Source organism: Paraburkholderia bannensis NBRC 103871 (genome assembly GCF_000685015.1).
GTDB lineage: Bacteria > Pseudomonadota > Gammaproteobacteria > Burkholderiales > Burkholderiaceae > Paraburkholderia > Paraburkholderia bannensis.
In genome coordinates, this window is sequence record NZ_BAYA01000004.1 from 533,536 (window position 1) to 546,009 (window position 12,474).

Consider the following 12,474-nt stretch of genomic DNA (forward strand, 5'->3'; position numbering starts at 1 on the left):
GAACAGAGCGGATTGACCGAACAGACCGAACAGACCGAACAGACCGAACAGACCGAACAAACGAATAGCGCGAACGAGGAACGGATGATCAGAAACATTCTGGCGATCGACGATTCGGCGTCCATGCGGGAGATCCTGTGTGCGGCGCTCGGCTCGGCGGGTTACGAAGTGACGACGGCGAACGACGGCGAAGACGGCCTGGAGCATGCGCTTGCGCAACGCTTCGACCTGGTGCTCACCGATCTGTACATGCCGCGCATGGGCGGGCTCGACCTGATCAAGCGCCTGCGCGCGAACCCGTCGTACCAGGCAACGCCCATCCTCGTGCTCACCACGGAATCGGACGAAGGCTTCAAGGCAGCCGTGCGCGAAGCGGGCGCGACTGGCTGGATCGAAAAACCGGTGGATCCCGAGCTGCTCGTCGACCTGGCGAGCGCGCTCGGCGAAACGCAACCATGACATCAGGCGCTCTGCAGTAGTTCGCACGCAGATCCTGCCTCTGCACTGACGGCAGTGCAGGGACCAGGACCCGGAAGCGAACCAGCGGCGCGCCCCCCACGCATTAATCGCGGTGAAAGAGCAATGACTCTCGACATCACTCAGTTCTACCAGACGTTTTTCGACGAGGCGGACGAGCTGCTCGCGCAAATGGAGCAGCTTCTCCTGAACCTGAACGTCGGCCAGCCCGATCCTGAGGACCTGGCGGCGATCTTCCGCGCGGCGCACTCGATCAAGGGCGGCGCGGCGACGTTCGGCTTCACGGCGCTCACCGAGACGACCCACGTGCTCGAATCGCTGCTCGACCGCGCGCGCAACAACGAAATCGTGCTGCGCACGGACATGGTCGACGTGTTCCTCGAAACCAAGGACGTGCTGTCCGACCAGCTTGCGGCCTACCGCGCGAGCGCCGAGCCCGATGCGGCGACGGCCGCCGCGATGCGCGCCAAGCTCGAACGCCTGAACGCGGAAAGCCAGGGCGTGCCCGCACCGGCTGCTGCGCCGGTCGCGATGGCCGCGCCCGAAGTGGCGCCCGCTCCGGCGCCCATCGTGCCGATCCCGGCGCCCGTGATGGCTGCGTCCGCACCGGCCATGGACTCGGAAGAAGACCTCGAAGCCGCGTTCGAAGCGAACCGTCCGTCGTCATTCGCCATCACAGCGAAGGTGCCCGAGCACGTCGTCGACGAAGCGCTCGCCGCCGCACCGGCTGCCGGCACGGCTGCGGCTGCCCCGGCGGCGGCAGCGGCCGAGGGCCCACATCTGCGCATCACGCTGCGCCGCGTGGACGCGAAGGACCAGGAACTGCTCGCCGAAGAACTCGGCAACCTGGGCCGCATCATCGGCCAGGTGAAGACCGGCGAAGACCTCACGCTGTGGCTGGAGTCCGATGTGTCGTCGGACGACATCATCGCCGTGTGCTGCTTCGTGATCGACGAAAGCCAGATTTCGATTGGCCGTGGCGCCGCGCCCCAGGGCGACGCCGAGCCTGCCGCGCAAGCTGCAGCGCCGGTCGCTGCTGCGCCCGTCATGGCTGCCCCGGTCGCGCCGCCCGCACCGGTTGCGCCGGCACCGGTTGCCGCCCCTGCGCCGGTCGCCGCTGCACCGGCTCCGGCCGCGCCTGCCGCAGCACCGGCCGCCGCTGTCGACAACGAGCGCAAGCCGCGCGCGGCCGCCGCCGCATCGGCGGAAGGCAGCTCGATTCGCGTGGGCGTGGAAAAGGTCGACCAGCTCATCAACCTGGTAGGCGAACTCGTCATCACCCAGGCAATGCTGGCGGAAACCACCAGCACCTTCGATCCGGCGCTGCACGACCGCCTCTTCAACGGCATGGCGCAACTGGAGCGCAACGCGCGCGATCTTCAGGAAGCGGTGATGTCGATTCGCATGATGCCGATGGACTACGTGTTCAGCCGCTTCCCGCGTCTCGTGCGCGACCTCGCGTCGAAGCTCGGCAAGGAAGTGGAGCTCGTCACGTTCGGCCAGGCGACCGAACTCGACAAGAGCCTGATCGAGCGCATCATCGATCCGCTCACCCACCTCGTGCGCAACTCGCTCGACCACGGCATCGAAACCGTCGAAGCGCGCCGCGCCGCGGGCAAGGACGGCACGGGCCAGCTCGTGCTCTCCGCCGCGCACCACGGCGGCAATATCGTGATCGAAGTGAGCGACGACGGCGCGGGCCTGCGCCGCGACAAGATTCTCGCCAAGGCGGCCAAGCAGGGCATGCAGGTCAGCGACACGATGTCGGACGACGAGGTCTGGAACCTCATCTTCCTGCCGGGTTTCTCGACCGCCGAACAGGTCACCGACGTGTCGGGCCGCGGCGTCGGCATGGACGTGGTCAAGCGCAACATCCAGTCGATGGGCGGTCACGTCGAAATCACCTCGCACGCAGGCAAGGGCAGCACCACGCGCATCGTGCTGCCGCTCACGCTGGCGATTCTCGACGGCATGTCGGTGAAGGTCGGCAACGAAATCTTCATCCTGCCGCTGAACTTCGTGATGGAGTCGCTGCAGCCGCGCCACGAGGACATCTACACGGTCACCAACGGCGACCGCGTGGTGCGCGTGCGCGGCGAATACCTGCCGCTCGTCGCGCTGCATAACGTCTTCAACGTCGAAGGCGCGCGCACCGACCCGACGCAGGGCATCGTCACCATCATGGAAACCGAGGGCCGTCGCTTCGCCATGCTGATCGACGAACTGGTCGGCCAGCAGCAGGTCGTGGTGAAGAACCTCGAAACGAACTACCGCAAGGTGCACGGCATTTCGGCGGCGACGATCCTCGGCGACGGCAGTGTCGCGCTGATTGTCGACGTGGCCGCGCTCAACCGCGAAACGCGTGCGTCGCACGGTGTTGCCGTCGGCTCGCATGGCGGCGCGAATTCCGGCTCGTTCGCCGAATTCGCCTGAGCATGAGCCGGCAGACAGGCACACGCATGAGCAAGCATCAACCAACCATTTCCCAACCGTTCAGGGGCTAACGTGGCAGAAGTCCATTCCATCCAGGGCGGCGGCGCGCAGGGCGCTGTCGCTGGCGCGCACCGCCGCGACGCGCAACAGGCCGACGCAGGCGGTCAGGAGTTCCTCGTCTTTACGCTGGGCGCGGAAGAGTACGGCATCGACATTCTCAAGGTCCAGGAAATCCGCGGCTACGAGAGCGTCACGCGCATCGCCAACGCACCGGATTTCATCAAGGGCGTCATCAATCTGCGCGGCATCATCGTGCCGATCGTGGACATGCGCATCAAGTTCCACCTGGGCCGCGTGGAGTACGACCACCAGACCGTGGTCATCATCCTGAACGTCGCGCATCGCGTGGTCGGCATGGTGGTGGACGGCGTGTCGGACGTGCTCACGCTCCAGATGGACCAGATCATGCCCGCGCCGGAATTCGGCGCGACGCTCACGACCGAGTACCTCACGGGCCTCGGCACGGTGGACGGCCGCATGCTGATCCTCATGGACATCGAGAAGCTCATGACCAGCCGCGAAATGGCGCTGATCGAAGCGCTGGGCGTCTGAGACGCGTGACAGCAAGAGACAAGGCACATCGACATCAGGGACGGAGCAAGGTTGTTGCGACGGGGGTGAGGCCGCAAGGCCCGCGCTAGAGGAAGAGCGGACAAGCCGCCGCCAAAGAGCGGCCAAACCGCCACGCTGTCACGCTTCCTTCCAGTGCGCTCCGCAATCAACCACGATTTCCCCGCGTTTTTCCCGCGATTCGCCGATTCAGCCGCACAGGACAGGAGCAAACGAGATGCTGCACAAGTGGTCGATCCGCACGACGCTCACGGGCGTAGGGGTCATTCTCCTTGCGCTGACCGGTCTGGTCGGCGCACTCGGGCTTATCGCGCTCGGCAACGCGAGCGATTCGCTCGCGACCATCGCACGCGGCGATCTCGTCGCGATGCATTCGCTCAATGACGCATCGTCATATCTGCTGCGCTCGCGCGTGTCGCTCGACCGCGTGAATTCGCTGTACGCGGCAGGCCAGAACGACGAGGCGAAGAAAGTCATCGACCGCGCCGACTTCCTGCTCGGCAAGTCGAACGACGCGTGGAAGACGTTTGTCGCCGCGCCCAAGAACGGCATCGACGCCGCGTCGCTCGACGCGCTCAACGCAAAGCGCTCGTCGCTGTTGCAGGACGGCGTGCAGCCCGAATTCGCCGCACTGCGCGCGAACGACCAGGCCGCTTATCACGCGATCGCCGACACGAAGATCAGCCCGATGTTCGTCGATTACGACAACGCGGCCGCGCCCATCGCCCAGCAGTTGCAGGACGGCGCGCAGGCGCGCGAGGAAAGCGCGCGCTCGCAGATCACACTGATGCGCTCGCTGATCGGCGGCGTGATCGCGGTGGCGCTGGTGCTGGTGGTGGCGATCCGCTTCGCGATGCGCGGCCTGATCGTGCAGCCGCTCGAAGACGCGGTGAAGTCGTTCGAGCGCATCGCGCACGGCGACCTGACCGAGCGCATCGAGGTCTACAGCAACAACGAAATTGGCCGCCTGTTCGCGGGCATCAAGCGCATGCAGGACGCGCTCGTCTCGCTCGTGTCCGCCGTGCACAACGGCGCGGGCTCGATCGACGTGGGCGCGCGCGAGATCGCCATGGGCAACACCGACCTGTCGCAGCGCACCGAGCAGCAGGCCGCGTCGCTGCAGGAAACGGCGTCGAGCATGGAGCAGCTGACCGGCACCGTGCGCCAGAACGCCGAGAACGCACGCCAGGCGAGCCAGCTCGCCGTGAATGCCTCCGATATCGCGACGCGTGGCGGCGCGGTGGTGGGCGAAGTGGTGTCGACGATGCAGGACATCGCCGCAAGCTCGGCGAAGGTCGTGGACATCATCAGCGTGATCGAAGGCATCGCGTTCCAGACCAACATTCTCGCGCTCAACGCCGCCGTGGAAGCGGCGCGTGCGGGCGAGCAGGGCCGCGGCTTTGCGGTGGTCGCGGGCGAAGTGCGCAGCCTCGCGCAGCGCAGCGCGAGCGCCGCGAAGGAAATCAAGGAACTCATCAACGATTCCGCCGAGAAGGTGCAAAGCGGGTCGCAACTGGTGGGCCGCGCGGGCACGACGATGGACGACATCCTTCAGGCCGTGCGTCGAGTGACCGATATCATGGGTGAGATCAGCGCTGCATCGGAAGAGCAGTCGGGCGGCATCGAACAGGTCAACCGCGCCGTCACGCAGATGGACACCGTCACGCAGCAGAACGCGGCACTGGTGGAAGAAGCGGCGGCAGCAGCGGCTTCGCTCGAAGAGCAAACGCGCAATCTCCAGAACGTGCTGGGTACGTGGCGCACGAATGGCAGCAGCAACGGTGGTGGCAATGGTGGCGAAGCGCGTGCAGTGCGCGCGGCGGCCACGCCCGCGGTACACGCTCCGGTGGCATCGGCAGCGCCTGCCGCGCCCGCTGTCAAGGCCGCAGCACCGAAGCCCGCAGCAGCCAGGCGCGCGCCGCTGGCCAAACCGGCCGCGGACACGGCAGCAGCCAAGCCGATGCCGAAGCCCGCAGCGGCTGCGCGTAGCGACGCGCAGCTTGCCAGCACGGCGCCGTCCGCATCGGACGACTCCGACTGGGAAACGTTCTGAAGCGCCGCGTCGAGCGGAACCCTTGAACCACTGATATCGCGACGAGCACAGCAATGCACATGAGCGCACAGAGACGGCCGGAGATGTCCCGCGCCGCTGCCCGCAAGGCGGCGGAAGCGGCGCGCGCCGCGTATGCGCCGCACGCATTGCAGGCGGGCGGCCAGGCGGCAACGGCCATGAATGATTCGATGAACGCAGCAGGTATGCGCGCAATGCGCGCTGGAGCGGCAGCATGAACGCGCTGCGTTTTTCCCGCAATGATCGCAACGAGCGCGGCGAGCGTGCCGATGCCCCGCGCGCCGGTGCGCCCGGCACGGGTGGCGAAGGCGCCGCGCGCGACTTCGACTTCACCTCGGCGGACTTCGAGCGCATCCGCTCGCTGATCCACCGACGCGCCGGCATTTCGCTGTCCGACCACAAGCGCGACATGGCCTACAGCCGTCTCGCGCGGCGTCTGCGCGCGCTCGGCCTCGACAGCTTTCGCGACTATCTCGACGAACTCGAAAAGCGCAACGACGCGAGCGAGTGGGAAGCGTTCACCAACGCGCTCACCACCAACCTCACGGCGTTTTTCCGTGAGGCGCATCACTTCCCGATCCTCGCGGACTTCGTGAAGCGTCGCTCGCAGCCGGTTTCGGTGTGGTGCTCGGCGGCCTCGACGGGCGAGGAGCCGTATTCGATCGCGATGACGCTGATCGAAGCGCTGGGAGACCGCGCCGCGCGCGAAGCGAAGGTGCTCGCCACCGACCTGGACACCCAGGTGCTCGCCAAGGCCGACGCGGGCGTGTACGCCTACGACCAGGTCAAGCACCTCTCGCCGGAACGCCTCAAGCGCTTCTTCCTGAAGGGCACGGGCTCGCACGCGGGCCTCGTGAAGGTGCGCCCGGAACTGCGCCAGATGATCAAGTTCGAGCAGCTGAACCTGACCGACGCCGATTACGGCCTGCGCCAGACCTTCGACGCGATCTTCTGCCGCAACGTGATGATCTACTTCGACAAGCCGACCCAGGCGCAGGTGCTCACGCGCTTCGAGCCGCTGATGAAGGCGGACGGGCTGCTGTTCGCGGGCCATTCGGAGAACTTCACGTATGTGACGCAGGCGTTCCGTCTGCGCGGCCAGACCGTCTACGAGCTGACGCGCGGCAAAGCCGCCGCGAATGCCGCGACGGGCGCCGGCGCGAAGCCGGCCGCGAAAGCCGAAGTGCTGGGAGCGACTGCATGAGCGCCGCCCGTCTGCCCATCGCGACCAACCGCTATTTCGACACGCACTTTCACCGCCCCGGCGTGAAGCTGCTGCCCAATGAATTCTTCACCACGAACGAGGACATGGTGCTCGTCACCGTGCTCGGTTCGTGCGTGGCCGCCTGCATCCAGGATCGCACCGCCGGCATTGGCGGCATGAATCACTTCATGCTGCCCGATGACGGCGCCGATGCCGCCCACACGCTGCACGCCGCCTCCGACGCCATGCGCTACGGCGCCTACGCGATGGAAATGCTCATCAACGAGCTCATCAAGGCGGGCGGACGCCGCGAGCGTTTCGAAGCCAAGGTGTTCGGCGGCGCAGCCGTGCTGGCGGGCATGACGACCATGAACATCGGCGATCGCAACTCCGCCTTCGTGCGCCGCTATCTGGCGACCGAAAGCATTCGCATCACCGCCGAAGATCTGCAAGGCTCGCACCCCCGCAAGGTCGCGTTCCTGCCGCGCACGGGCCAGGTGATGGTCAAGAAGCTGCGCCTGTCGCAGGAGACGAGCGTCGCCGAGCGTGAGCAGCAACTGGCCCAGCAAAGCGCCGAAGCGCGCGCCGAGCGGCTTGCGCGAGCCCGCGCCCGCGTCGAGCTGTTCGGCCTGAACGGCGCGTCGCGTAGCGGCGGCGCTGGCGGTGCCGGTGCCGGTGCGGCCAGCGCAGGCGGCAACCCATTTTCAACATCTGCGCCGCAGCCGGCGCGCCCGCGCATCGAGTTGTTCGGCACGGGTGCATCGGCCACGCGGCCATCCAGTCAAGGTCCTGGCTTCGGCCATGACAACGCCAGGACAGTAGAGGAGGCGTGAACGCTGTGCAAAAAATCAAGGTTCTCTGCGTCGATGATTCGGCGCTGATCCGCAGCCTGATGACAGAGATCATCAACAGCCAGCCGGACATGACCGTCGTCGCCACCGCGCCCGACCCGCTCGTGGCGCGCGAGCTGATCAAGCAGCACAACCCCGACGTGCTCACGCTCGACGTGGAAATGCCGCGCATGGACGGTCTCGATTTCCTCGAGAAGCTCATGCGCCTGCGCCCGATGCCGGTCGTGATGGTGTCGTCGCTGACGGAGCGCGGCAACGAAATCACGCTGCGCGCGCTGGAACTGGGCGCGGTCGACTTCGTGACCAAGCCCAAGGTCGGCATTCGCGACGGCATGCTCGATTACGCGGAAAAGCTCGCCGACAAGGTGCGCGCCGCCTCGCGCGCCCGCGTGCGTCCGGCCGCGCCCGCGCGTGCCGCAGCACCCGCCGCGACGGGCGCAGCGCCGCAGGCCAGCGCACACGCCTCGCATGGCGCGCATGCGCATGCGCCGGTCGCCGCCGCGCCGATGATCAACAACCCGCTGCTGTCGACCGAAAAGCTGATCATCGTCGGCGCATCGACGGGCGGCACCGAAGCGATCCGCGAAGTGCTGCAACCGCTGCCGCCCGACGCGCCCGCGGTGCTGATCGCGCAGCACATGCCGCCCGGTTTCACGAAGTCGTTCGCGCAGCGCCTGAACGGCCTGTGCCGCATCACCGTGAAGGAAGCGGAGCACGGCGAACGCGTGCTGCCCGGCCACGCCTACATCGCGCCGGGCCACGCTCACCTGTTGCTCGCGCGTAGCGGCGCGAACTACATCGCCCATTTGTCCGACGACCCGCCGGTGAACCGGCATCGTCCGTCGGTGGACGTGCTGTTCCGCTCGGCGGCGCAGCATGCGGGCAAGAACGCCATCGGCGTGATCCTGACGGGCATGGGCCGCGATGGTGCGGCAGGCCTGCTGGAGATGCGCAAGGCGGGCGCGTTCACGCTCGCGCAGGACGAGGCGAGCTGTATCGTGTTCGGCATGCCGCGTGAAGCGATTGCCCTCGGCGCCGCCGATGAAATCGCCTCGCTGTCGGACATGAGCCGTCGCGTGATGACGCGCCTGGCCTCGATGGGCGACCGCGTCCAGCGCGTTTGACGTAAGCGGCGCGGCAGTTGCTCGCTACGCCGTCGGCCAATATTTCGAGAGATCGCACGAATCTGTAAGGACTCTGCGATCGATCACGATTAATTTATCTGGATAGGCACGGCGCTTGTCTGGATAATTGCCCGGGTTTTAGCCTGGAGAATGGAACCGAGATGGATAAGGGAATGAAGATTCTGGTGGTGGACGATTTTCCGACGATGCGCCGGATTGTCCGCAACCTGCTCAAGGAACTGGGCTACGCGAACGTTGACGAAGCCGAAGACGGCGCAGCGGGCCTCGCGCGCCTGCGCGGCGGCAACTACGATTTCGTGATTTCCGACTGGAACATGCCGAACCTCGACGGTCTGGCGATGCTCAAGGAAATCCGCGCCGACGCGACGCTTACGCACCTGCCGGTGCTGATGGTGACCGCCGAGTCGAAGAAGGAAAACATCATCGCCGCCGCTCAAGCCGGCGCGAGCGGCTACGTCGTGAAGCCTTTCACGGCGGCGACGCTCGACGAGAAGCTCAACAAGATTCTCGAAAAGATGGCGAAGACCGGGAGCTGACGTGAACGAGCCCATTGATGCGTCCGCGGCGCTGCACGCCGGGCAGCATGACGACGCTGGCGCCGATTCGGGCGAGTTCGCGTCTGACCGCATTCTCGCGCGCATCGGCCAGCTGACGCGCACGCTGCGCGACTCGATGCGCGAGCTTGGTCTCGACAAGACCGTGGAGCGTGCCGCCGAAGCGGTGCCCGACGCGCGCGACCGGCTGCGCTACGTCGCCGACATGACCGAGCAGGCCGCCGTGCGCGTGCTCACCGCGATCGAACTCGCCAAGCCGATGCAGGAAAAGCTGGAGGCCGATGCGAAGGAGCTGTCGGCGCGCTGGTCGACCTGGTACGGCGCACCGATCGGGCGCGAGGAAGTGCGCTCGCTGATGGACGACACGCGCCAGTTCCTCGACGTGGTGCCGCAGGCGACCGCGGCGACGAACCAGCACCTGCTCGAAATCATGCTCGCGCAGGATTTCCAGGATCTGACCGGCCAGGTGATCAAGAAGATCATGGACGTGGTCTACCTGATCGAGCAGCAACTGCTGACGGTGCTGGTCGAGAACATCGCGCCCGAGCGGCGCGAGCAGTTCGCGGCCACGGCGGCCGCGCTGGCCGAGGTGCAGGCGAGCACGGGCAGCCCCGAAGGCCTGCTCAACGGCCCGCAGATCAATCCGGAAGGCAAGGCCGATGTGGTGCAGGACCAGGCGCAGGTCGACGACCTGCTCGCGAGCCTCGGTTTCTGATGCGCTAGCGGAGTTGGGCGCCGCGTTTGCCGGGGAATGCCCCTGGATGATGCGCGGCGCTTAACAACCTTCTCGCCAGGTGTATTCCGGCCCGCTGGGATGCTGTTGCATGTCATGTGGGACAGGCATACTAGAGGACGTTCGCTCAAGGTCGCCGCACGCCCGCATCCATGAATGCTGCGGCGGCGCAACGAAGCGAAGCCTGCCGTTCCCTGCCGAGCCGTCGTCCGCCTTCTGCCGTCGCCTGCTGTGTTGAACCGGGCTGGCGGACTGGCGCGAGTCGTGCGCCGAGCGGAGGAACGCGCCATCGAAAGAGGGAGGGCCGCCTTGAATCCGCAACGATCGACCATTGTGTCCGGTGCGACGGGATCACCCGTCGGCACATCTGCTTCATCTACCTCGTTTTCCGATCGCACCACGCCCGCGCCCATGCCTTTGCGCGGCGCAGCATCGCGTGCTGCGGTCGCGTTCATCTGCGCAATGGGTGTTTTGGGCGCGGCGCAACCGGCCAGCGCCGCGCTAGGCGGTGCGCCCATGACCACGCCGTCCGGCGCGAACGTCAACACGACGTCGGGCCCGAGTGCGGCTGCCGTGGCGCGTCAGGCCACCCAGGGCACCTCGTCTTCCAGCACGTCGAGCAGCTACACCGTGCGCGAAACCACGCTGGCCAACGGCACGGCGGTGCGCGAGTACCTCACGACTGCGGGCACGGTCTTCGCCGTCGCGTGGAGCGGGCCGCAGATGCCCGACCTTTCCGCGCTGCTCGGCACGTATTTCCCGCAATACGTCGCAGGCGTGCAGGCCAGCCGCGCCAATGGCGTGCGCGGGCCGGGCATGGTCGAGAACAGCGCGCTCGTCGTCCATTCGGGCGGCCACATGGGCGCGTTCTCGGGCCAGGCGTGGCTGCCGTCGGCGTTGCCGTCGGGCTTCAGCACGTCCGATATTCAATGACGAACGGGAGGCGACGCGTGTCCAACTACGGAATCCTCAACGCCCTCGCTCGCTTTTCGCGCGAGCCGGGTAACACTGGCCGTCACTTCGCTCTCGCTGCGCTGTTCGCCCTCGCGGCGGGGCTCGCGGCCTGCGGCGGCGGTGGCGGCAGCTCGGGCTCCAGCTCCAGCAGCTCGACCTCCAGCAACAGCGGCGATACCTCGTCACTGCCCGCCGGCCCGACCCAGCAGCCGATCGCCGCGACCGCCGCGAACACCGTCGCCGTGACGGTCAACAGCGGCGTCACCAATTCGATGCCCAACATTCCCACCGTCAGCGTGACGGTGTGCGTGGCCAACACCAGCACCTGCCAGACGATCGGCAACGTGCAGGTGGATACCGGCTCCTACGGTCTGCGCGTGCTGAACTCGGCGCTCAACAGCACGATGCAGGGCGCGCTGCCGAAGGTCACCTCGGGCACCAGCACGCTCGCCGAATGTACGGCGTTCGCGGACGGCTATACCTGGGGCACGGTGCGCACCGCCGACGTCAAGATCAGCGGCGAAACGGCCAGCGCCATCCCGATCCAGGTGATCGGCGACCTGGCCACGTCCACCGTGCCGCAGGTGTGCTCGAACATCGGCGCGGCGCAGAACACGACCTCGGCGCTGGGGGCGAACGGCATTCTGGGTATCGGCGTCGCGCCGTGGGACTGCGGCGCGAATTGCGTGACGGCTGGCAACAGCAACTACTTCGCCTGCCCGAACGGCACGAATTGCAGCCAGACGGCGGTCGCGCTCAAGCAGCAGGTGGCCAACCCGGTCGCGCACTTCGCCACCGACAACAACGGCGTGATCCTGCAGATGCCGCCGGTGTCCAACAGCGGCCAGGCCACGGCCACCGGCACGCTGGTGTTCGGCATCGGCACGCAGTCGAACAACACGATGGCGGCCTCGCAGCGCTTCACGACCACCGCGTGGGGCGACCTGTCGACGACCTTCAACAGCCGCTCGCTGACGGCCTTCCTCGATTCGGGATCGAACGGCATTTTCTTCGCCGATAGCGCCATCGCCCAGTGCGGCGGCAATCTCGGCTCGTTCTACTGCCCGTCCACGGCGCTCACGTTCACCACCACGCTCGTCGACCAGAACAACGACTCGGGCAGCATCACCTTCAACGTGGTGAACGCCTCTGCGCTGCTCGGCAACAGCAGTTTCTTTGCGTTCAACGATCTTGCGGGGCAGTTCGGCTCGAATTCGTCCCTCGACCTCGGCCTGCCGTTCTTCTACGGCCGCTACGTCTATTACGGGATCGACCAGACCGCCACCGGCGGCACCCAGACGCCTTACGTCGCGTTCTGATCCGGCCTGCGCGCCGCCACGGGCAATCCGGCGGCGGCGCGCAGGGGTTCCCCGCGCAGACCGCCGGTCGCGCCCTTATTCCCTCCGCATGGCTGCCCGCGCA

The 12,474-nt window shown here is 66.8% G+C and carries 12 protein-coding genes; all 12 read left to right on the forward strand.

All coding sequences use genetic code 11. From position 1 onward, the window contains the following. Positions 1-84 precede the first annotated feature (84 nt). A complete protein-coding gene (locus tag BBA01S_RS08455; protein WP_027816041.1) occupies positions 85-459 on the forward strand; it encodes a response regulator in 375 nt (124 codons plus the stop codon). A gap of 123 nt (positions 460-582) precedes the next feature. Further along, entirely contained in the window at positions 583-2,910 is a 2,328-nt protein-coding gene (gene cheA / locus BBA01S_RS40580) for a chemotaxis protein CheA (protein ID WP_042296385.1), read from the forward strand. 72 nt (positions 2,911-2,982) lie between these two features. Then, the gene (locus BBA01S_RS08465) at positions 2,983-3,522 is read left to right on the forward strand and encodes a chemotaxis protein CheW (RefSeq protein ID WP_027816042.1); all 540 of its coding nucleotides are present in this window, start codon (positions 2,983-2,985) and stop codon (positions 3,520-3,522) included. A gap of 235 nt (positions 3,523-3,757) precedes the next feature. Beyond that, the gene (locus BBA01S_RS08470) at positions 3,758-5,593 is read left to right on the forward strand and encodes a methyl-accepting chemotaxis protein (RefSeq protein ID WP_027816043.1); all 1,836 of its coding nucleotides are present in this window, start codon (positions 3,758-3,760) and stop codon (positions 5,591-5,593) included. Between the two features lie 59 nt (positions 5,594-5,652). Continuing rightward, positions 5,653-5,829 (forward strand): hypothetical protein, encoded by a 177-nt coding sequence (locus tag BBA01S_RS46745; protein WP_156965891.1) that lies wholly within the window; start codon positions 5,653-5,655, stop codon positions 5,827-5,829. Next, on the forward strand, positions 5,826-6,815 hold the full coding sequence (locus tag BBA01S_RS40585; protein WP_042296387.1) for a CheR family methyltransferase: 990 nt from the start codon (positions 5,826-5,828) through the stop codon (positions 6,813-6,815). Before BBA01S_RS46745 ends, BBA01S_RS40585 begins: the two co-directional genes overlap by 4 nt. After that, positions 6,812-7,648 carry a chemoreceptor glutamine deamidase CheD gene (gene cheD, locus BBA01S_RS08485; protein ID WP_027816045.1) on the forward strand — a complete coding sequence of 279 codons (837 nt, stop codon included), beginning with the start codon at positions 6,812-6,814 and terminating at the stop codon, positions 7,646-7,648. The genes BBA01S_RS40585 and cheD overlap by 4 nt, the downstream gene beginning before the upstream one ends. Before the next feature lie 5 nt (positions 7,649-7,653). Continuing rightward, the gene (locus tag BBA01S_RS08490) at positions 7,654-8,790 is read left to right on the forward strand and encodes a protein-glutamate methylesterase/protein-glutamine glutaminase (protein WP_042296494.1); all 1,137 of its coding nucleotides are present in this window, start codon (positions 7,654-7,656) and stop codon (positions 8,788-8,790) included. Between the two features lie 161 nt (positions 8,791-8,951). Further along, positions 8,952-9,347: a chemotaxis response regulator CheY gene (gene cheY, locus BBA01S_RS08495; protein WP_027816047.1), complete on the forward strand. Its 396-nt coding sequence runs from the start codon at positions 8,952-8,954 to the stop codon at positions 9,345-9,347. Between the two features lies 1 nt (position 9,348). After that, entirely contained in the window at positions 9,349-10,080 is a 732-nt protein-coding gene (gene cheZ, locus BBA01S_RS08500; protein WP_027816048.1) for a protein phosphatase CheZ, read from the forward strand. A 429-nt stretch (positions 10,081-10,509) separates the two neighbouring features. Beyond that, a complete protein-coding gene (locus BBA01S_RS08505) occupies positions 10,510-11,031 on the forward strand; it encodes a DUF2844 domain-containing protein (RefSeq protein WP_027816049.1) in 522 nt (173 codons plus the stop codon). A gap of 101 nt (positions 11,032-11,132) precedes the next feature. Then, positions 11,133-12,371, forward strand: a complete 1,239-nt coding sequence (locus BBA01S_RS40590) for a DUF3443 domain-containing protein (RefSeq protein ID WP_042296497.1) — start codon at positions 11,133-11,135, stop codon at positions 12,369-12,371. The last annotated feature ends 103 nt before the right edge of the window (positions 12,372-12,474 follow it).

Bases quoted from the DNA above. Each gene is read 5' to 3' on its own strand.
- BBA01S_RS08455 (WP_027816041.1), top strand. From the start codon at position 85: ATGATCAGAAACATTCTGGCGATCGACGATTCGGCGTCCATGCGGGAG.
- cheA (WP_042296385.1), top strand. From the start codon at position 583: ATGACTCTCGACATCACTCAGTTCTACCAGACGTTTTTCGACGAGGCG.
- BBA01S_RS08470 (WP_027816043.1), top strand. From the start codon at position 3,758: ATGCTGCACAAGTGGTCGATCCGCACGACGCTCACGGGCGTAGGGGTC.
- BBA01S_RS46745 (WP_156965891.1), top strand. From the start codon at position 5,653: ATGAGCGCACAGAGACGGCCGGAGATGTCCCGCGCCGCTGCCCGCAAG.
- BBA01S_RS40585 (WP_042296387.1), top strand. From the start codon at position 5,826: ATGAACGCGCTGCGTTTTTCCCGCAATGATCGCAACGAGCGCGGCGAG.
- cheD (WP_027816045.1), top strand. From the start codon at position 6,812: ATGAGCGCCGCCCGTCTGCCCATCGCGACCAACCGCTATTTCGACACG.
- cheY (WP_027816047.1), top strand. From the start codon at position 8,952: ATGGATAAGGGAATGAAGATTCTGGTGGTGGACGATTTTCCGACGATG.
- BBA01S_RS08505 (WP_027816049.1), top strand. From the start codon at position 10,510: ATGCCTTTGCGCGGCGCAGCATCGCGTGCTGCGGTCGCGTTCATCTGC.